16 protein-coding genes and 1 tRNA gene are annotated in these 21192 nt (G+C 67.1%); 15 read left to right on the top strand and 2 right to left on the bottom strand.

From position 1 onward, the window contains the following. The first annotated feature begins 47 nt into the window (after nt 1–47). From hisI to pyk, 11 genes are all read left to right on the top strand, one after another. Nucleotides 48–509, top strand: coding sequence for a phosphoribosyl-AMP cyclohydrolase (hisI, locus tag AC5RUK_RS03935; RefSeq protein WP_494151537.1), 462 nt, complete (start codon nt 48–50; stop codon nt 507–509). A 3-nt stretch (nt 510–512) separates the two neighbouring features. After that, nucleotides 513–2084, top strand: a complete 1572-nt coding sequence (locus tag AC5RUK_RS03930) for an anthranilate synthase component I (RefSeq protein ID WP_493987363.1) — start codon at nt 513–515, stop codon at nt 2082–2084. Then, complete coding sequence (locus AC5RUK_RS03925) at nt 2081–2725, top strand: Trp biosynthesis-associated membrane protein (protein WP_494151428.1); 645 nt, start codon at nt 2081–2083, stop codon at nt 2723–2725. Before AC5RUK_RS03930 ends, AC5RUK_RS03925 begins: the two co-directional genes overlap by 4 nt. A 121-nt stretch (nt 2726–2846) precedes the next feature. Beyond that, entirely contained in the window at nt 2847–3128 is a 282-nt protein-coding gene (locus tag AC5RUK_RS03920; protein ID WP_493987361.1) for an HGxxPAAW family protein, read from the top strand. 2 nt (nt 3129–3130) lie between these two features. Further along, nucleotides 3131–3949: an indole-3-glycerol phosphate synthase TrpC gene (gene trpC, locus AC5RUK_RS03915; protein ID WP_494108759.1), complete on the top strand. Its 819-nt coding sequence runs from the start codon at nt 3131–3133 to the stop codon at nt 3947–3949. 93 nt (nt 3950–4042) lie between these two features. Then, the gene (gene trpB / locus AC5RUK_RS03910; RefSeq protein ID WP_494151427.1) at nt 4043–5371 is read left to right on the top strand and encodes a tryptophan synthase subunit beta; all 1329 of its coding nucleotides are present in this window, start codon (nt 4043–4045) and stop codon (nt 5369–5371) included. After that, nucleotides 5368–6171, top strand: a complete 804-nt coding sequence (trpA, locus tag AC5RUK_RS03905) for a tryptophan synthase subunit alpha (RefSeq protein WP_493987358.1) — start codon at nt 5368–5370, stop codon at nt 6169–6171. Before trpB ends, trpA begins: the two co-directional genes overlap by 4 nt. 75 nt (nt 6172–6246) lie before the next feature. Next, nucleotides 6247–7482 (top strand): prolipoprotein diacylglyceryl transferase, encoded by a 1236-nt coding sequence (lgt, locus tag AC5RUK_RS03900; protein ID WP_494151426.1) that lies wholly within the window; start codon nt 6247–6249, stop codon nt 7480–7482. A gap of 496 nt (nt 7483–7978) precedes the next feature. Beyond that, complete coding sequence (gene gltB, locus AC5RUK_RS03895; protein WP_494108762.1) at nt 7979–12610, top strand: glutamate synthase large subunit; 4632 nt, start codon at nt 7979–7981, stop codon at nt 12608–12610. Beyond that, a complete protein-coding gene (locus tag AC5RUK_RS03890; protein ID WP_494151425.1) occupies nt 12603–14063 on the top strand; it encodes a glutamate synthase subunit beta in 1461 nt (486 codons plus the stop codon). Before gltB ends, AC5RUK_RS03890 begins: the two co-directional genes overlap by 8 nt. A 47-nt stretch (nt 14064–14110) precedes the next feature. Further along, nucleotides 14111–15595: a pyruvate kinase gene (pyk, locus tag AC5RUK_RS03885; protein WP_493987354.1), complete on the top strand. Its 1485-nt coding sequence runs from the start codon at nt 14111–14113 to the stop codon at nt 15593–15595. A gap of 72 nt (nt 15596–15667) precedes the next feature. On the opposite strand, the gene AC5RUK_RS03880 is transcribed toward pyk, so the two are convergent. After that, on the bottom strand, nt 15668–16261 hold the full coding sequence (locus AC5RUK_RS03880) for an ANTAR domain-containing response regulator (protein ID WP_493987353.1): 594 nt from the start codon (nt 16259–16261) through the stop codon (nt 15668–15670). 138 nt (nt 16262–16399) lie between these two features. Here AC5RUK_RS03880 and AC5RUK_RS03875 point away from each other — a divergent pair. Then, nucleotides 16400–16480, top strand: a tRNA-Leu gene (locus AC5RUK_RS03875). A 92-nt stretch (nt 16481–16572) separates the two neighbouring features. Then, nucleotides 16573–17244 carry a TetR/AcrR family transcriptional regulator gene (locus tag AC5RUK_RS03870; RefSeq protein WP_493987352.1) on the top strand — a complete coding sequence of 224 codons (672 nt, stop codon included), beginning with the start codon at nt 16573–16575 and terminating at the stop codon, nt 17242–17244. A 94-nt stretch (nt 17245–17338) separates the two neighbouring features. Here the strand turns inward: AC5RUK_RS03870 and AC5RUK_RS03865 are convergent, their stop codons facing one another. Continuing rightward, nucleotides 17339–18727, bottom strand: coding sequence for an MFS transporter (locus AC5RUK_RS03865; protein WP_494108763.1), 1389 nt, complete (start codon nt 18725–18727; stop codon nt 17339–17341). Between the two features lie 381 nt (nt 18728–19108). Here AC5RUK_RS03865 and AC5RUK_RS03860 point away from each other — a divergent pair, with 381 nt between their 5' ends. Continuing rightward, nucleotides 19109–19918, top strand: a complete 810-nt coding sequence (locus AC5RUK_RS03860; protein WP_494108764.1) for an SDR family NAD(P)-dependent oxidoreductase — start codon at nt 19109–19111, stop codon at nt 19916–19918. A gap of 115 nt (nt 19919–20033) precedes the next feature. After that, a complete protein-coding gene (locus AC5RUK_RS03855) occupies nt 20034–21191 on the top strand; it encodes a serine hydrolase domain-containing protein (protein WP_494108765.1) in 1158 nt (385 codons plus the stop codon). Nucleotide 21192 lies beyond the last annotated feature (1 nt).

Raw genomic sequence — 21192 nt, 5'->3', positions numbered from 1 at the left:
GCACTAGACTTGTAGCGATGCCTTCCGAGTCTGATTCCCCGAATACAATGCCGTCCGCTGCCGGCGCAACGGCCCTTGACCCCGCCGTCGCCGGGCGGCTCAAGCGCGACTCCGCGGGCCTGGTGGCCGCGGTCGTCCAGCAGTTCGATTCCGGTGAAGTGCTGATGCTGGGCTGGATGGACGACGAGGCGCTGCACCGCACCTTGACCAGCGGCCGTGTGACCTTCTATTCGCGCTCGCGCCGGGAATACTGGCGCAAGGGCGACACCTCCGGCCACGTGCAGTACGTGAAGTCCGTGGCTCTGGACTGCGACGGCGACGCCCTGCTGGTCCGGGTGGACCAGGTCGGCGCCGCCTGCCACACCGGCACCCGCACCTGCTTTGACGGCCGCGGCCTCGACGCCATCGCCGGCGACGGCGCCGAACCGGGCGGCGGCGCCGGAGCGTCCGGCACCGGAACGGGCCCCACGACCACCGCAGTATCAGCCACTGAAGCGAAAGACAGTTAACGCATGCAGGACCTTGGCGTCATCAGCCCCAGCCTGGAGGAATTCCGTGCGCTTGCGCGCGACCGCAGGGTCATCCCGGTCTCCATCAAGGTGCTCGCCGATGACCAGACTCCCATTTCCATTTACCGCAAGTTGGCGGATTCCCGGCCGGGAACCTTCCTGCTGGAGTCGGCCGCCGTCGGCGGCGTCTGGTCCCGCTATTCCTTCATTGGTGCCAACTCGCGGGCCACGCTGACGACCAGGGACGGCCAGGCGCACTGGCTGGGGGAGCCGCCGGTGGGCGTGCCGCGCGCGGGCAACCCGGTGGAGGCGTTGCGCGCGACCGTGGAGGCGCTGCGGACCGAACGGTTCGATTCGCTGCCGCCGCTGACTTCCGGGCTGGTGGGCTTCGTCGGCTGGGAGGCCGTGCGGCACTGGGAGAGGCTGACGTCCCCGCCCGAAGACGACCTGAACCTGCCCGAGCTGGCCATGAACCTGGTCACCGACCTGGCCGTGCACGACAACGCCGAAGGCACGGTCACGTTGATCGCCAATGCCATCAACTTCGACAACCGCGACGAGCGCGTGGACGAGGCGTGGCTGGACGCCGTCAAACGCGCCAAGCACCTGCTGGCCCAACTCGCCGAACCGCTGGCGCAGCAGGTGTCGGTGCTGGAAGACGCCGCGCTGGAAACCGCGGACCTGATGAACAGCGTCACCCACAGCTGGGCCCGGGAGAAGTATCTGGCGGCCGTGGATCGCGGCAAGGAAGCAATCGTCGACGGCGAAGTGTTCCAGGTCGTGATCTCGCGCCGGTTCGAGACCGAATGCTCAGCCGAGGCTCTCGACGTCTACCGCGTGCTGCGGAACCTCAATCCCAGCCCCTACATGTACCTGTTCAGCCTGGAAGATTCCGACGGCGTGGGCTACTCGATCGTGGGATCCTCCCCGGAGGCGCTGGTCACCGTGACCGGCGACGAGGTCATTACGCACCCGATCGCCGGTTCCAGGCCCCGCGGGCACAGCGTGGAGCATGACAAGGAACTGGCCGAGGAGTTGCTGGCGGACAAAAAGGAACGCGCCGAGCACCTGATGCTCGTGGACCTGGCCCGCAACGACATCTCCAAGGTCTGCAAACCAGGCAGCGTCGACGTCACGCAGTTCATGGAGGTGGAGAAGTTCAGCCACATCATGCATCTGGTCTCCACCGTGGTTGGCCGGCTCTCCCCGGATAAGACCGCCTACGACGTGCTGGCCGCGACGTTCCCGGCAGGTACGCTCTCCGGCGCGCCCAAGCCCCGCGCCCTGAGGCTGTTGGACGAACTGGAACCGCACCGCCGGGGCATTTACGGCGGCGTTGTGGGCTACCTGGACTTTGCCGGGGACATGGACATGGCCATCGCCATCCGCTCGGCGCTGCTGCGCGGCGGCGTTGCCTACGTCCAGTCCGGCGGCGGGATCGTGGCCGACTCGCAGCCGGAGGCCGAGGCGTTGGAAACCGTGAACAAGGCGGCGGCGCCGCTGCGGGCGGTGACCCTGGCGGCACGGCTCCATCCGGCCAATCCGGCACACGTACCGGTCAAGGGGCAGCAATGAACGACGAGAACACCTCCCCGGCGCGGGACGCGGAACCGGAGCGGCGGCCGGCCCCCGCGCGTTGGCAGCGCAAGGGCACCGTGGTGCTTGCCGCCGTCGTGATCTCGTTGGCCGCCTTTGGCACCACGACGCAAACCTGGCTCACGGCCCGGTTCCCGGGAACCCGGGTGCAGACCCCCGACGTGAGCGTGGCTGGCAGCGATGCCGCCACCGCGGTAACAGCCCTGGCGCTGGTGGCACTGGCCGCCGCGTTGGCCGCTTCCATCGCCGGCCGGATCGCCCGCATCGTGATCGCCGTGCTGCTGGCGGCGGCCGGCATCGGCATCTCCGCCGCCAGCTTTACCGTGGTCGCCAACCCGGCCGGGGCGGCTTCGGCGGCCATCGGTGAGGCGACCGGGCAGATCGGGGGAGAGGCCGCCGTCGACATCACGGTTTTCCCGTACCTGGGGGCCGTGGCCGGCGTCCTGCTCTTGCTGACGGCCGTCTGGCTGATGGTGGCCGGACGGTCCTGGGCCGCGTCGAAGAAGTATGTGCCGGCGACCGAGCGGCAGGCCGACGGAATGCCATCCGACAGGGCCGGCAGCGTCGACGAAATCGACAGCTGGGACCAGCTCAGCCGGGGCAAGGACCCGACGGACTGAACCGCCGGCCGCGGCCCGCACCGGGAACGAGGGCAGCCGGCAGCCGTGTCACACTGGCCTGCAGAGCCCGCAAACAATGGCAGAATGAAGTAGCAGAACCGTTTTTAGAGGGAGATACACCATGGGCAACCAGGCCACCGCCACCGAAACCGCGATGAAGACGGACCCGGCAGGCAGCATCCACGACGAGGTCATCGGCCACGGGAACAGCCCGGCCGCCTGGACCTGCGTGCTCATCATGATCGCGGGCTCCATTGTGGCAGGCATCGGCTTCGCCATGGCCTCGTCGGTGGTCTTCTGGGCCGGAATGGCAGTCGTCTTCCTCGGCCTGATCGTCGGCGGGATCATGAAGAAGGTCGGCTACGGCGTGGACGGCAGCAAGATCCAGGGCAGCGGACACTGAGCGTGACCGTTCTCGACGACATCATCGTTGGAGTCCGCGAAGACCTCGAGTCCCGGCGCGCCCAGGTTCCCTTGGCGCAGATCCAGCGGCTGGCCGCCGGCGCGCCGGCTCCCCGTGATGCCTACGCAGCCCTCGGCGGAAACGATTCGCCGAGGACCGCGCTCAAGGTGATCGCCGAGGTCAAGCGCAAGAGCCCCTCCAAAGGCGACCTGGCTTCCATCAGCGACCCGGCCCAACTGGCGGCCGGTTACGAACGCGGCGGCGCTGCGGTCATCAGTGTGTTGACGGAGCAGCGCCGGTTCAACGGCTCGCTGGCGGATTTCGACGCCGTGCGCGCCGCGGTGGACGTGCCGCTGCTGCGCAAGGACTTCAACGTCGAGGAATACCAGATATTCGAGGCACGCGCCCACGGCGCGGACCTGGTGCTGCTGATCGTCGCCGCCTTGGACGACGACAGGCTGAAGGCCTTGCTGGCGCTGACCCACGAACTGGGCATGGAGGCCTTGGTGGAGACACATACCGCCGAGGAGATCGACCGGGCCGTCGCCGTCGACGCACGCATCATCGGCGTGAACGTCCGCAACCTGAAGACCCTGGACGTGGACCGTTCGGTGTTCGCCGGGTTGGCAGGCCGGATTCCCTCCAGTGCCGTGGTGGTGGCCGAGTCGGGAGTCCGCGGAGCGGACGATGTGCGTGACTACGCCACCCAGGGCGCCAACGCCGTCTTGGTGGGCGAAGCGCTGGTCATCACCGGTGATCCGGAAGCGGCCGTTGCCGAATTCGGCGCGGCGGGCGCCGAGGCCATTGCCGCGCGCCGCTGAGCCCGCCGGCCAGACAACTTAAGAATCCTTAGAGGGGCAGACAGGGGCCATCTGCGGCTCCGCGTCCTGCCTCCAGTAACAGACAGGACGGCCATGACGCAGAGCCCCGATACCCCGGCGGAGCCCGGAAACACCCAGGAAGCCGCCGATGCCTTCCTGGCCGGAGACAGCCTCCGCCATGCCCCCGGTCCCTATTTCGGTGCCTTCGGCGGGCGCTGGATGCCGGAATCCCTGATTGCTGCGCTGGACGAACTGGAAGACACCTTCGAAAAGGCCAAGGCGGATCCCGAATTCACCGCCCAGGTGGCCGAGCTGAACAAGAACTATTCGGGCCGGCCCTCGCTGCTGACCGAAGCCAAGCGCTTCTCGCAGCATGCGGGCGGCGCCCGGATCTTCCTCAAGCGCGAGGACCTGAACCATACCGGCTCACACAAGATCAACAACGTGCTGGGCCAGGCCCTGCTCGCTCAGCGGATGGGCAAGACCCGCATCATTGCGGAGACCGGTGCCGGCCAGCACGGCGTGGCCAGCGCCACCGCCGCCGCGCTGCTCGGCCTGGAATGCGTGGTCTACATGGGCGCCGAAGACACCCGCCGGCAGGCCCTGAACGTGGCCCGGATGGAACTGCTCGGAGCCACCGTCGTGCCCGTCACCGCCGGGTCGCAGACGCTCAAGGACGCCATCAACGAAGCCCTGCGCGACTGGGTGGCCAATGTGCACAACACCCACTACCTGCTCGGAACCGCTGCCGGTGCCCACCCCTTCCCGGCGCTCGTCCGCTACTTCCATGAAGTCATCGGCGAGGAAGCCCGCGCCCAGATCCTGGACCAGACCGGCCGGCTGCCGGATGCCGTCTGCGCCTGCATCGGGGGCGGTTCGAACGCCATCGGCATCTTCCACGGCTTCCTGGACGACCGGAACGTCGCGCTCTACGGCTTTGAAGCCGGCGGCGACGGCGTCGCCACCGGCCGCCATGCCGCCACCATCACGCTGGGCCGGCCCGGAGTCCTGCACGGCGCGCGCTCCTACCTCATGCAGGATGAGGACGGGCAAACCATCGAGTCGCATTCAATATCGGCAGGGCTGGACTACCCCGGCGTCGGACCGGAGCATTCCTACCTGTCGGACATCGGCCGGGCCAGCTACGAACCGGTCACCGACAGCGAAGCGATGGATGCTTTCCGGCTGCTGTGCCGCACCGAGGGCATCATCCCGGCGATCGAATCGTCGCACGCCCTGGCCGGAGCGCTGCGGGTGGGCAAGCGCCTGACCGAGGGCCGGGACAATCCGCAGGACGTCATCATCGTCGTCAGCCTTTCGGGCCGCGGCGACAAGGACGTCGCTACCGCCGCCGAGTGGTTCGGCTTGCTTCCGGAGGAATCACCCGAAGCAAGCATCGGTTCCGAAGGAGAGCAGCTGTGAACAACACCGCCATCGCCAGCAAGTCCGCCGCGGCCATCGACAGGGCCCTGGCCGACGGCCGGACCGCACTGGTCGGCTATCTGCCCGCAGGATACCCGGACGTCCAGACCACCATCGACGCCGCCGTCGCGCTGGCGGAGAATGGTGCCGATGTCATTGAAATCGGCATTCCGTACTCGGATCCGGTGATGGACGGCGCGGTCATCCAGGCCGCCACGGTCCAGGCGCTGAAGAACGGCTTCCGGGTCAGCCAGGTGTTCGACATCGTCGCCGGGATCACCGCGCGCTGCGATGCCGCCGTCCTGGTGATGACGTACTGGAATCCGGTCATGCGGATGGGCGTCGACGAGTTCTCCCGCCGGTTGGCCGAGGCCGGCGGCGCCGGGCTGATCACGCCGGACTTGATTCCGGACGAGGCGGCCGAATGGTTCGAGGCTTCGGACAAGTACGGGCTGGACCGCGTGTTCCTGGTCGCACCGTCGTCCTCTCCGGAGCGGATGGCGATGACGGTCAAGGCCAGCCGCGGTTTTGTCTACGCGGTATCGATCATGGGCGTCACCGGCGCCCGCGAGAGTGTGTCCAACGCCGCCGAGCGTGTGGTCCGCTCGGCGCATGAGGCCGGAGCCGAGCGGGTCTGCGTTGGGCTGGGGGTTTCCAGTCCCGAGCACGTGCGCGAGATCGGCGCCTATGCCGAGGGCGCCATCGTGGGCACCGCGCTGGTGGCCGAACTCGGCAGCTCCGGTGTGCCTGCACTCGGCAAGCTCGCGGCGCGGCTGAGCGAAGGCACAGCCCGGGCCTGACAGAATAAGCGGTGGCCAGCGGTCCGCCGCTTGCCCGCGCCCGACCCGCAAACTCCGGCCAAGAGGACTCACCTGGTGTACAGCACGACTATTGCAACGGCCGTACCGGCATCCATCCCCAGCCCCGGCTGGTCCGGATTCAGCATCGGCCCGCTCACCATCCACGCCTATGCCCTGTGCATCCTGCTGGGCATCGTCGCGGCAATCTGGCTCACCCACCGCCGCTGGAAGGCCCGCGGCGGGTCGGAGGAGTTCATCTGGGATGCAGCCATCTGGGCCATCCCGTTCGGCATTGTTGGCGGCCGCCTGTATCACGTCTTCTCATCGCCCGACGCCTACTTCGGACCGAACGGGGACCTGAGCCTCATCCCGCAGATCTGGCGCGGCGGGCTGGGCATCTGGGGTGCCGTGGCACTCGGCCTGGTTGGCGCGTGGATCGCGTGCCGCCGGGCCGGCATCAAGCTGCCGGCCTTCATGGATGCCGCCGCCCCCGGGGTGCTGCTCGCCCAAGCCATTGGGCGCTGGGGCAACTGGTTTAACCAGGAGCTGTTCGGCGCACCCACCACGCTGCCCTGGGGGCTGGAGATCGACGCCGACAACCCCAACTTCCCGGCCGACGCGGAACCGGGCACCTTGTTCCACCCCACCTTCCTCTACGAGTCGCTCTGGAACCTGGCCGGGGTGGCCCTGCTGCTGCTTTTGGACAGGCGCTTCAAGTTCCGCCGCGGCATGCTGTTCTGGCTGTACGTCGCGTTCTACACCCTCGGCCGGGTCTGGATCGAAATGCTGCGCATCGACGATGCCGAGATGGTCACCATCTTCGGCATCACCCAGCGGCTGAACGTCTGGACGTCGCTGCTGCTCCTGGTCGCCGCCGTCGTCATTTTCATTGTGCTGTCGCGCCGCCCTCGCACCGCGGAAACCGACTCCCTGTACCTGCCGGGCCGGGAGCCGTCCAGCGTCGCGGCGGCGGAATCCGAGCAGACAACGGTCCTGCAGGGGAACGCCTCCAAGCACGACGGCGGTCCGCGCGCTGCGGGAGCCGGATCTTCCGTAATCGCGGGGGAGAAGGGGGAAACCCCTGCCGGGACGCCCGACCCGAAGGGCGGGACGCCGGACCCGAAGGCCGGGGAACGTGCCCCACAGGGCGCGGCGCCGGCCGGCAAGGACGTTGAGCCGGGGTCAAAGGACACGGAGCCGACCCCGGACAATGCGCCGGCAGCCGAGGAAGCCGGGCAGCCTGCAGCGCCCGCCGATGCCGCCGCCGAGAACGACCCGCCCACGGCGGACAACAACCGCCCCCGGAACTAGTTTCCCCGCGCAGCCGCCGGAACGTCGCATCCCTACGTTCCGGCGGCTTCGTGCGCTCCGGGCTGCCGATAACAATCCGGAAAGCGGTCGGTAAAAAACCCGAAAAGCCTGTGTTGCAAGGTGCCTGCCGTGCTATCGTCGCTCTACCGCAGAACAGACTCGTTCCGCGGCCGGTCCGACCCTGATGGGCGGGCCGAACGATCAGTACGCACCTCCCGGACCACCGACCGGGCGCAGGCATGCGGCGTACCGACCACACTGACGTGGATTCTCCGCCGGACAAGGCGCACCACCCAGTGCGGTCCCGGCGGCCGTGGCCGATTGACCGCACAGTTCACCCTGGCGGCCCCCATCCGACCCCTTGGACACCGAATACGCTGTGCGGGGTGAGCTGGCCATAGAATCCCGGTGCATCACGGGCCGGCTTCCCAGCAAGCCGCCCGGGCGGGGCCAGCGCCGTCCCCTTCTCACCTACATCCAGGAGAAGGAAGTTCAGATGACTCCTCCGTTCAAGGGGTCCGGTACCCCGCGCAGCCTCGGCGGCGGACATGGGCGCCGGCACACCACAGTGCCCTCGCCGTTCAGTCGTTTCGCCGCCTACCCGGAAAAGACCGGGCTGTACGATCCCGCCCACGAAAAGGACGCCTGCGGCCTCGCCGTGATTGCCACCCTGCGGGGCGAGCCGGGCCACCACATCGTCGACGCGGCGCTGACGGCGCTGCGCAATCTGGAACACCGCGGCGCCGTCGGCGCCGATGAAGGAACCGGCGACGGCGCCGGGTTGCTCACCCAGATCCCCGATGAATTCTTCCGGGCGGTGGTGGGCTTCGAACTCCCGGCGCCCGGCCGGTATGCCGCCGGGACCGCTTTCCTGCCCAGCGACGAGTCTGAAGCGGCGGCGGCGCGGGACGGCGTGGAATCCATCGCCGCCTCCGAAGGCCTGCAGGTCCTCGGCTGGCGCGACGTCCCGGTGGTCGCCGAACTGGTCGGCGCCATGGCGCGGTCCTGCATGCCCCACTTCGCCCAGGTGTTCCTGGGCCTCGACCCGGCCGATGCCGGCAGCAGCGATGTGGATGCCCGCGTTTTCCGCGTCCGCAAGCGCGCGCAAAACAAGTACGGGGTGTACTTCCCGTCGCTGTCGTCGAAGACCATCGTCTACAAGGGAATGCTGACCACCGCGCAGCTGGAACCCTTCTACCCGGACCTCTCCGACCCCCGCTTCAAGACGAAACTGGGTATTGTCCACTCCCGCTTCTCCACCAACACCTTCCCCTCGTGGCCGCTGGCCCAGCCGTTCCGCACCATTGCGCACAACGGCGAGATCAACACCGTCAAGGGCAACCGCAACTGGATGCGGGCCCGCCAGTCGCAGCTGAAAGGCTCCCTGCTGGGTGACACGCCCGAAGAGCTCTTCCCGATCTGCACGCCCGGCGCCTCCGACTCCGCCTCTTTTGACGAAGTCGCCGAACTGCTGATGCTCTCCGGCCGCCCGATTACGCACGCGATCATGATGATGATTCCCGAGGCGTGGGAGAACCACGCCACGATGGATCCGGAGCGGCGTGCTTTCTATCAGTACCACTCCATGCTGATGGAGCCGTGGGACGGCCCCGCGGCCGTTTCCTTCACCGATGGCACGCTCGTTGGCGCCGTGCTCGACCGCAACGGCCTGCGCCCGGCCCGCTACTGGGTCACGGAGGACGGGCTGGTCGTGCTGGCGTCGGAGGTCGGCGTCGTCAACATCGAACCGGCAAAGGTGGTCAGGAAGGGCCGGGTCTCGCCGGGAAAGATGTTCCTGGTGGACACCGAGGCCGGCCGGCTGGTCGAGGACGAGGAGATCAAGGCCGACGTCGCGGCGGCCAACCCCTGGGGCGAATGGCTCAAGGAAAACATGATCCGGCTCGAGGACCTGCCCGAGCGCGAGCACGTGGTGCACACCGCCGCGTCGGTGAACCTCCGCCAGCGGACCTTCGGCTACACGCAGGAAGAACTGCGGATCCTGCTGGGCCCGATGGCCCGCACCGGCGCCGAACCGCTGGGGGCCATGGGCACCGACACCCCGATCGCCGTGTTGTCCAAGCGCCCGCGGCTGCTGTTCGACTACTTCGTGCAGTCCTTCGCGCAGGTGACCAACCCTCCGCTGGATGCCATCCGCGAAGAACTGGTGACGTCGCTGCGCTCGTCCATCGGTCCCGACGGCAACCTCCTGGCCACCGGCCAGGTGCGCACCACCCAGGTGGCGCTGAACTTCCCCGTGGTCAACAACGACGAACTGGCCAAGATCGCCGCGATGGCAGACGAGGAGGGCAACCGCCTCACGCTGAAGGTGGGCGGTCTCTACCGGCCCGACGGCGGCGCCGCCGAGTTGGCTGCCCGGCTGCAGGAAATCTGCGAAAAGGTTTCCGGCGCCGTCAACCGCGGCGTGAAGTTCATCGTGCTCTCGGACCGGGACTCGAACGCCCAGTGGGCGCCGATCCCGTCGCTGCTGCTGACCAGCGCCGTGCACCACCACCTGCTCAAGAGCGCCAACCGGACCAAGATCTCGCTGCTGGTGGAAGCCGGCGACGTGCGGGAGGTTCACCACGTCGCCGTTCTCATCGGGTACGGCGCTTCCGCCGTGAATCCGTATCTGGCGATGGAAAGCTGCGAGGAACTGGTGCGCAACGGCGACATCCAGGGCGTCAGCGAAGCCCAGGCCGTGCAGAACCTGATCAAGGGCCTGGGCAAGGGCGTGCTGAAGATCATGTCCAAGATGGGCATTTCCACCGTCGCCTCCTACTGCGGCGCCCAGACGTTCGAAGCGATCGGACTCGCCCAGTCCCTGGTGGACCAGTACTTCGCCGGAACCATGTCGCAGCTCGGCGGCGTCGGCCTGGAGGTCATCGCCGCGGAAGCCGCGGCCCGGCACGCCCAGGCCTACCCCTCCGACGGGATCGAAGAACCCCACCGGACCCTCGAGAACGGCGGCGAGTATCAGTGGCGCCGTGAAGGACCGCCGCATCTGTTCAACCCGGAGACGGTGTTCCGGCTGCAGCATGCCACCCGCGAACGGCGCTACGACGTGTTCAAGGCCTACACCCGCGGCGTGGACGACCAGGCCAAGGACCTGATGACGCTGCGCGGCCTGTTGAAGTTCAAGACCGGCGCCCGCCCGCCCGTGCCGCTGGAGGAGGTCGAACCGGTCTCCAGCATCGTCAAGCGTTTCTCCACGGGGGCCATGAGCTACGGCTCCATCTCGCAGGAGGCGCACGAGACGCTGGCCATCGCCATGAACCGGCTGGGCGGGAAATCGAACACCGGCGAGGGCGGCGAGGACGTCGACCGGCTGCTGGATCCGGAGCGCCGGTCGGCCATCAAGCAGGTGGCGTCCGGCCGGTTCGGCGTCACCAGCCTGTACCTGACCAACGCCGAGGACCTCCAGATCAAGATGGCCCAGGGAGCCAAGCCCGGCGAGGGCGGCCAGCTGATGAGCCAGAAGGTCTACCCCTGGGTGGCCCGGACCCGGCATTCCACGCCGGGCGTCGGCCTGATCTCGCCGCCGCCGCACCACGACATCTACTCGATCGAGGACCTGGCGCAGCTGATCTACGACCTGAAGCGTTCCAACCCCTCGGCACGCGTGCACGTGAAGCTGGTGTCCGAAGTCGGGATCGGCACCGTGGCGGCAGGCGTGACCAAGGCGAAGGCCGACGTCGTCCTCGTCTCGGGGCACGATGGCGGCACCGGGGCCAGCCCGCTGAACTCGCTCAAGCATGCCGGCGCGCCTTGGGAACTGGGGCTGGCCGAGACGCAGCAGACGCTGATCCTCAACGGCCTGCGGGACCGGGTGGTGGTGCAGGTGGACGGGCAGTTGAAGAGCGGCCGCGACGTGGTGGTCGCGGCGCTGCTGGGCGGCGAGGAATTCGGCTTCGCGACCGCGCCGCTGGTGGTCTCCGGCTGCATCATGATGCGCGTCTGCCACCTGGACACCTGCCCGGTGGGGGTTGCCACGCAGAACCCGGAACTCCGCCGCCGCTTCACCGGCAAGCCCGAGTTCGTGGTGAACTTCTTCGAGTTCATTGCGGAGGAAGTGCGCGAGCTGCTGGCCGGACTGGGCTATCGCAGCCTCGCAGAAGCCATCGGCCACGCGGAGCTGCTGGACACCCGCGAAGCGGTCGACCACTGGAAGGCCGACGGCCTGGACCTGGCACCGATCCTGCGCGGCTACGGCACCGACTCCGACGTCCCGCTGCGCAACATGACCACGCAGAACCACGAACTGGACAAGCACTTCGACAACCAGCTGATCGCCATGAGCTCCGACGCGCTGACCCACCGCGAACCGGTGCGGATCAGCCTGGACGTGATCAACACCGACCGGTCCGTGGGAACGATGCTCGGCCACGAAGTGACCAAGCGTTTCGGCATCGAGACCCTGGCGGACGACACCATCGACGTGACCCTGACGGGCCAGGCCGGACAGTCGCTGGGCGCCTTCCTCCCGGCCGGCATCACCCTGCGGCTGCTCGGCGACTCGAACGACTATGTCGGCAAGGGACTCTCCGGCGGCCGGATCATCGTCCGGCCGGACCGGGCCAACACGTTCGCGTCCGAACGCAACGTGATCGCGGGCAACGTCATTGGTTACGGCGCCACCAGCGGGGAGATGTTCCTGCGCGGCCAGGTCGGCGAGCGGTTCCTGGTGCGCAACTCGGGCGCCACCGCCGTCGTCGAAGGAATCGGCGACCACGGCTGCGAGTACATGACCGGGGGACTGGCCCTGGTCCTGGGCCGGACCGGCCGCAACTTCGGCGCCGGCATGTCCGGCGGCGTGGCCTACGTGCTGGACCTGGACCCGAGCCGGCTGAACACGCAGAGCACCGACAACGGCGAACTGCAACTGCTGCGGCCGGACCCGGTGGACGAAGGGATCATTGCGGCCCTGCTCAAGAAGCATGCGGAGGAAACCGGCTCCCTGCTGGGCGCGCGCCTGCTCGAGGACCTCGAAGACACCCTGACCCGCATCACTAAGGTGCTGCCGCGCGACTACGCGGCGGTGCTGCAAGCCCGGGCGAACGCCGAAGCCGAAGGGCTGGACCCCGACGGCGACGTTGTCTGGACCCGAATCCTGGAGGTAACCGGTGGCTGACCCACGCGGATTTATGAAGGTGCGGGAGCGCCAGACCCAGCCCCGCCGTCCTGTCCCCGTGCGGATCATGGACTGGAAGGAAGTCTACGAAGCGCAGGAGAAGGGCGTGCTCCGCAGCCAGGCCGGCCGCTGCATGGACTGCGGCATCCCGTTCTGCCACCAGGGCTGCCCGCTGGCCAACCTGGTCCCGGAGTGGAACGACCTGACCTGGCGCGGCAAGGACCAGGAAGCGATTGAGCGGCTGCACGCCACCAACAACTTCCCGGAATTCACCGGCCGGCTGTGCCCGGCGCCGTGCGAGGCTGCCTGTGTGCTGGGCATCAACCAGCCGGCGGTGACCATCAAGCAGGTGGAAGTCTCCATCATCGAGGAAGCCTTCGACCAGGGCTGGGTGACTCCGCACGCGCCGGAGCGGTTGACCGGGCACACGATCGCCGTCGTCGGATCCGGTCCCGCAGGGCTGGCGACGGCGCAGCAGCTGACGCGGGCCGGCCATACGGTCGCGGTGTACGAGCGCGACGACAAGGTGGGCGGCTTGCTGCGCTACGGCATTCCCGACTTCAAAATGGAGAAGCACTATCTGGACCGCCGGCTGGAGCAGATGCGTGCCGAGGGCACCCGGTTCCGCACCGGGATCGAGGCCGGCAAGGACATCAGCTGGGACCAGCTGCGCCGCCGCTACGACGCCGTGGTGATCGCGACCGGTGCCACCGTGCCACGGGACCTGCCGATCCCCGGGCGAGGGCTGTCCGGCGTGCACTTCGCCATGGATTACCTGGTGCAGGCCAACCGGGTGGTGGCCGGCGAGACGGTCCCGGACCAGATCGACGCCCGGGGCAAGCACGTGGTGATCCTGGGCGGCGGCGACACCGGCGCGGACTGCCTCGGCACGGCGCACCGGCAGCAGGCGGCCTCGGTGACCACCCTGGCCATTGGCAAGCAGCCGCCGGCCCAGCGTGCTGCGCACCAGCCCTGGCCGACGTTCCCCAACCTGTTCGAAGTGGCCAGCGCCCATGAGGAAGGCGGCGAGCGGACCTACCTCGCTTCCACCGTGGAGTTCGTGGGCGAGAACGGCGTGCTCACGGCGCTGAAGGTCGCCGAGACCGAGTTCGCGGACGGCCGGCGGGTGCCCAAGCCCGGCACCGAGCGGGAGATCCCGGCGGACCTGGTGTTCCTGTCCCTGGGCTTTACCGGTCCGGAGCAGGCCGGGCTCGGCGCGCAGGTCAACGCGGCCTTCGACGAGCGCGGGAATGTCGCCCGCGACGGCGGCTACATGACCGGCGCGAAGGGCATCTTCGTGGCCGGCGACGCCGGGCGCGGACAGTCCTTGATAGTGTGGGCGATCGCCGAAGGGCGCGCCTGCGCGGCCGCCGTCGACCAGTGGTTGACCGGAAGTACGCGGCTGCCGGCTCCGGTGGCCCCGGACGACCGTGCGATCGCGGTGCTGCCCTAGCGGTGGCACGCCCTGCGCAACGGCCGCATTCTGATTAGGGTAGGGATATGAGACGCGCAAAAATCGTTGCAACCTTCGGCCCTGCCATCGCCAGTTACGAGAGCACCTTGGCTGTCCTCAAGGCCGGCGTGGACGTGGCCCGAATGAACATGAGCCACGGCGACTACGGCGTGCATCAGCAGACCTACGACAACGTCCGCAAGGCTTCGGCCGAACTATCCAAGCCGGTGGGCATCTTCGCCGACCTGCAGGGCCCGAAAATCCGCCTGGGACGCTTCGTGAACGGCCCCCACCACCTCGCGGTGGGCGACCGCTTCACGATCACCACCGAGGACGTGGAGGGAACCGCCGAGCAATGCTCGACCACGCACAAGGGCTTGCCGGGCGACGTCAACGTGGGCGACTCCCTGCTGATCGACGACGGCAAGGTGGCGCTCAAGGCCATCGAGGTCGACGACGTCAAGGTCGTGACGGAAGTCACGGTGGCGGGTGCGGTGTCCAACAACAAGGGCATCAACCTGCCCGGCGTGGCGGTCAATGTCCCGGCCCTGAGCGAGAAGGACGAGGAGGATCTGCGCTGGGCGCTCAAGACCGGCGTCGACATGGTGGCACTGTCCTTCGTGCGCAACGCCGCCGACGTCCAGCGGGTCCACGAGATCATGGACGAGGAGGGACGCCGCGCCCCGGTTATCGCCAAGATCGAAAAGCCGCAGGCCGTGGACGCCATCGAAGAGATCATCGACGCGTTTGATGCCATCATGATCGCCCGCGGCGATCTGGGCGTGGAGCTGCCGCTGGAGGACGTGCCGCTGGTGCAGAAGCGCGCCGTCGAACTCGCCCGCCGGTGGGCGAAACCGGTGATCGTTGCCACCCAGGTGCTCGAATCCATGATCGACAACCCGCGGCCCACCCGGGCGGAAGCATCGGACTGCGCCAACGCCGTGCTCGACGGCGCGGACGCGGTCATGCTCTCGGGCGAAACCAGCGTGGGCAAGTACCCGCTGGAGACGGTCCGGACCATGGCACGGATTATCGAATCCACCGAGCAGCACGGGCTGGACCGCATCCAGCCGCTGGGCAGCCAGCCGAAGACCCGCGGTGGCGCCATCACCCGGGCGGCCGTGCAGATCGCCGACCAGCTCGACGCCAAGTACATCTGTACCTTCACCCAGTCCGGTGACTCGGCCCGCCGGCTCAGCCGGCTGCGCCCGGGGCGGCCGGTGTTCGCGTTCACCCCGCTCCAGTCCACCCTCAACGTGCTCTCGCTGACCTGGGGCATCCAGCCGCTCGTCGTCGAGTTCGTCGAGCACACCGACCACATGACCGCCCAGGTGGACCGGATCCTCTACGAGCGCGGGCTGGTGGACATCGATGACCTGGTCGTCATCGCGGCCGGTTCGCCTCCGGGCAAGGCCGGTTCCACCAACTCCCTGAAGGTGCACCGGGTGGGCGACCTGGCGGATGCCGGCGAACTGCTGGACGGCCAGTCGCACCCGCGGCCCGAGCGGGTCGGCCCCTGGCCGTCGTCGTAGGCGAAGGGCCGGTGCAGGCCACGGACAGAAGAAACGGCCTCCGGATCATTCCGGAGGCCGTTCCCGTTCGCCTTAGTTCACCTGATTGATGATCGTCTCGGCGACTTCGCGCATGCTCAGCCGGCGGTCCATCGACGTCTTCTGGATCCAGCGGAACGCTTCCGGCTCGGTCAGGCCCATTTTGGTTATGAGCAGGCTCTTGGCCCGCTCCACCAGCTTCCGGGTCTCGAACTGCTCCTGGAGGTCGGATACCTCGGACTCCAGGGCGGCGAGCTCCTCGTGGCGGGAGAGCGCGATCTCGATGGCCGGAATCAGGTCCGCCGGCGTGAAGGGCTTCACCACGTACGCCATGGCACCGGCGTCGCGGGCGCGCTCCACCAGCTCTTTCTGGCTGAACGCGGTCAGCAGCACCACTGGGGCAATGCGTGCCTTGACGATCTGCTCCGCCGCCGAGATGCCGTCCATCACGGGCATCTTCACATCCATGAGGACCAGGTCCGGCTTCAGTTCCTGGGCGAGTTCCACTGCCTTTTCGCCGTTGTCGGCTTCGGCAACGACGTCGTAGCCCTCGCCCCTGAGGATTTCGACGATATCCAGGCGGATCAGTGTCTCGTCCTCCGCGACGACGACGCGGCGAGCGGGGACAGACTCGGTTTGTTCAGACACTGGCGCTCCTAGGGTGTTGCGTTGCCATTCATGTGGCGTCGGTTCCGTGAAATAGCCTATCGGCATGTAGAGTAGATTCGCGCACCGGGGAGCATGACGGTTTTCACAGTTGGAGACCGGCTTCGCAACCGGTGCATTGCCCGAGTGGCGGAATGGCAGACGCACCGCACTCAAAATGCGGCGGGTAAAACCGTGTGGGTTCGAATCCCACCTCGGGCACAGCTAGTGCTGATACGGATCCAACCGGTGGGGAGCGGCAGGTGGATGTCGCGGCAGGGGCGGGGCCCCGCGCCGATGGTAGTTTGGGGAGGGTGAGCACCGTTGAAAATGAGCGCAGACCTGGCCCGGTCGAAAGTGGGAGCAGTGCTCAGGAGAAGGCACCGCGTCAGTCTTTGCGCGAACTGCAGAAGCAGCTGACGCGGGAGCGGTTGATCGAGGCCGGCGCGGAGGAGTTTCGGAACCGGGGCTACAACGAAACGACGGCTGAAAACATTGCCAGCGCAGCAGGCGCCAGCCGGGCAACCTTCTACGTCTATTTCCGGAGCAAGGCTGAAGTTGTTGCCGAGATCATGCGGCAGGGCGCGCCAGAGGTGCTGGCTGCGTACCGGCGGCTGGACGAAATAAGGGACCCGGACCTGGAGAGCATCGTGTCCTGGCTCGGGGAGACCTTTGCCCTGTGGCGCGAGAAGGCCCGGGACTTTGCCACCATGGAGCAGGCACTCGCGAATGACGATGTGGTGACGGATACGTGGATCTCAGTCCTGGGGAACAGCTACAAGGTCATGCCGAGGACGTTCTCCCGGTTTACCGATCCGGACGAGCACGAACGTGCGCGGCTGCACCTTCTGACCCTCCAGATGGCGCTGGACCGCATGATGTATTTTGCCGTTATTCGTCAGCGCCCGGTGGATATGGTCAGTCTTAAAGAGGTGCTCGCGGCCCAGTGGCTTGCCTTCCTCCGCAGGGATACAACAACTCAGTGAGTGTCCCTGCCGGGGAGGGACACTCACTGATTGGATCCGGCCGGCTTGCCTGCATCGATGCTTGTCGGGCCCGGCACCCTTGAATCTACAAGTGCTACTGGCTGGAGATTTCCGTGAGGCGCACGCTCTTGGACAACGAGAAGGCGGCGGCGACCGCAACCAGGCAAATGCCGGCCGCTGCCATGAAGCCTATGCCGTAGTTCTCGGCCAATGGCAGGGGTGCCGCCGGCGTGGTGTTGAGTGCGATGATCGCGGCATAGATGGCCGTGCCAATGGACGACGAGGATAAGGCAATGGCAACGTAGAGCGAGGCCGTACCGGCGCCCCTGCCTTCCGGTGCTTCGGCGGCGATGACGGAGATGGCTACGGTGAGCACGGTGGTGTAGGCAACGCCGTAGAAGAGAATGCCGACCACAACGGCCCACAATTGGTTGTGCATGAAGTACAGCCAAATGAAGGACAGCGTCAGCAGGATGGCGCCGGCTGCGAGCGGTCGGCGCGGCGGGATGCGGTGGAGCAGCCGCGGTACGTAGAGCGAAACAACAATGCCGGCGGCGGTCATCGGGATGAACAGGAAGCCTGCCATCAGCGGATTCAGGCCGAAGCCATAGCCTGCCACCTCCGTCGGAGTCAGGGCCCAGCCCATCACAAAGTTGAAGATCATGATCCCGGCGGCGCCCAGGGCAACAAAGACAAGGTAGGCCGGCAGCAGCCGGGTGCTCAGCAGCAGGCTGACATCGACCAGCGGCTGCTTGCTCCGGGACTCCGCCAGGAGCGCCAGGACCAGGCCGGCGATCCCTCCGATGACCCAGATCAGGGTGGAAGCGGTGAAGAAGCCCCATGCCGTGCTTTGGCTGATGCCGATGCACAGGGCCGTAAGGGACAGGCCCATCAGGACGACGCCGGTGACATCGATCCGCCGCTTCGCGCTTCGGTTGCGCAGCACGGCGTCCGAATCGGATCCCCAGAGCAGCATGCCGACCAGGCTGAGCACGGTCAATACAGCGCCGATCCAGAAAGTGGTGCGCCACGTGGCGCCCGCAACCACCATTAGGCCGCCCAGGCCAAAGCCGAACGTGACCCCGATGGCCTGGCCGCCGGCGATGATGCCGATGGCCTTCTTGCGGTCGAAGTTGGACAGCCGGTCATTCATGATGCCCACTACCAGCGCCTGGCCGGCCATGATGCCGGTCAACGCCCGGCCGATCACCAGCACGGCGAACGTGGTGGCGAGGGCCGAGATAACGTAGCCGGCCAGGATCCCGAGGATGCAGAAGATCATCACCTTGCGGTGGCCGAAAACATCGCCGGCCTTCGACAGCAACGGGATGGAAGCCGCGCCCATCAGCAGGGTGGACAGCAATGCCCAGGAGACCTGGGCCGGGGTCAGCCCGAGGTCCAGACTCATCGACTGATAGAGCGGGATGGCCATCATGGCGCCCACTTCATTAAGCAGTTGGAGGCCGGAAAAGGTGATGGCCATCAGCATTCCTGCGCGTTTCCAAGGAAGTGTTCCCCGGGCGTCCTGCAGTCCGGCCGCGGAGGTCCGAGTTAGTGGAGCAGACATGTTTCTCCTCTGAAGAGAGGTCCATCGGGACCCGCTGAAAGGGGCCGGCGTGAAGGGCTCGATCGGCGAGCCGAAGTTGCCGGCAAAGAAAGAGGCAGCACAGCGATGTGACGCGCCTCATAAAAGACTGACGGTGATCAGCATACCGATAGACAGGCGTCTGGCAATAGGACGCGTGCACATTTTCTATATTCCCATCCAACATTTCGCTAGACACGTGTCTAACAACGTGCGAGACTGGGTGTCTTCGATCACAGTTCGTACCGTCCCGCTGGGATGGAGGATGGCAGGAAAACAATGAATCTTGACGGCAAAGTGGCGTTCATTACCGGAGCGGCATCGGGAATCGGCCTGGCTACGGCGCGGGCCTTCGCGGCGGCAGGAGCATCCGTGGTGGGCGCGGACCTGTCCGAGGATGCGCTGGCCAGGGAGTTCTCGAAGATCCCGGGTTCACTGGCCATTGCCCTGGACGTGACGGACAGCGCCGCCGTCAACGCTGCCTTTGCGAAGCTGGATGCCGAGTTCGGCCGGCTGGACGCCGTGATCAACGCCGCGGGAGTGAACGCTCCCAACAAGGCCGCCAACGACAAACTGGTTGAATCCAACGTCCGTTCCTTCCGTGCCGCGCAGTCCGGTGAGGAATACTTCCCGGATTTCCTGGGCGACATCAGTGACGAGGACTTCCGGCGCGTGCTGGAAATCAACCTCTTCGGCCCGTTCTACGTGATCCGCGCCGGCGCGCCCCTGCTCAAGCGCACCGGCGGCGGCGCCATCGTGAACGTCTCCAGCTCCGCAGCCCTGCTGGGCGTGCCCATGCCGCTGTACTACCCGGCGTCGAAGGCCGGCGTGCTGGGCATGACCCGCAGCGCCGCCGCCGAGCTGGCTCCTTTCAACATCCGGGTCAACGCGATTGCGCCGGGCGCAGTGGACACCCCGTTGTTCCGCCAGCAGCCCGCCGAAATCACCGGCATGCTGATCGGGATGCAGCCCATCAAGCGGCCCGCGGCCCCGGAAGAGATCGCCGAAACGCTGCTCTTCCTGGCCAGCGACTCCGGCGCCTACTACACCGGCCAGACCCTCTCGCCGTCCGGCGGCCTCCACATGTAGCAGCCCCGCACTACCGCAACGTACGACGGCGGACGGCTGCCGCCGTCGTCCCCCGGTTTTGTCTTTCCGGCCTTTGTGCCACCGCAGAAAACCAACAAACTGCAGGAGTTTGACCATGACCCACGGACTGAATCCAGAAGCCCTTGAGCTGCTCGAGTCCACCATCCGCAACGACATCAGCGCCGGCGACTATGACGGCGCCCGCATTATTCTGGCACGCCATGGCGACGTGGCCCTGGACGCCACCATCGGCTGGGCGGATCGGGCCGCTAACCGCGAAATGAGAGCGGACAGCATCTTCCGCGTCCTGTCCCTGACCAAGGCGTTTACCAATGCGCTGGTCTACCAGGCCATCGGCGAGGGCAAGCTGGCGCTGAGCACCCGCGTTGTCGACGTGATCCCGGAATTCTTCGGCCCCTCGCGCTTCCGCATGCTGCGCAAGGACAAGGTCAACCTCTCACACCTGCTGACGCACCGCTCGGGCCTGCCGGCCACCCCGGAGCCGCTGCCCACCGAGCAGCTGGGCAATCTGGCCAACACCATCGAGGCGATTTGCAATCTGGACGTCATCCACGAGCCTGGCAGCAACCTGACCTACTCTCCGGCCATCAACCACGCGCTGATGGGCGAGATGCTCCGCCGGGTCTACGGTGCGGACTCGTTCCGCGATCTGGCCGAGAAGAACCTGTTCGGTCCGCTGGGCCTGACGGACACACGGTTCGGCCCGCTGGATGAGTGGAAGGACCGCATTGTCCCGCTCAAGGCCTACATCCCGGACGACGGATGGCTTTCCGCGCGGGACGTGGAAATCCTCAACGAGGCAGTGGACCAGGATGCGGAGATGCCGTGGGTGGGCTCCGTCAGCACCGCCGCCGACGTCTTCACGTTCGCGGAAATGATCCGCCGCAAGGGCGAGTTCGCCGGGCGGCAGCTGATCGCCCCGGCGGTGTTGGATGTTGCGACCACCTTGCAGACCGGCGAGATGACCAATGACCTGTACGCGATGATCGCCCGCGCCCGTGGCTGGGAAGAGCCCATGGGCAACTTCGGCCTGGGCTTCTCGCTCAGCGGCACCGGCACCCATGCCTCCTTCTTCGGTCCCTTCACCAGCCCGCGCACGCATGGCAACTACGGCGCCGGATCCACGCTGTTCTGGATCGACCCTGAGCGGGACATGACCTTCGTCTGCCTCACCGCCGGCGTCATGGACGAAGGCGACAACGTGCTGCGCTTCCAAAAACTCTCCACCATCGCCGCCTCCGCGGCCCTCTGAT

Source organism: Arthrobacter sp. Y3223065 (genome assembly GCF_059090885.1).
This window is presented reverse-complemented; position numbering and strand designations above follow the sequence as displayed.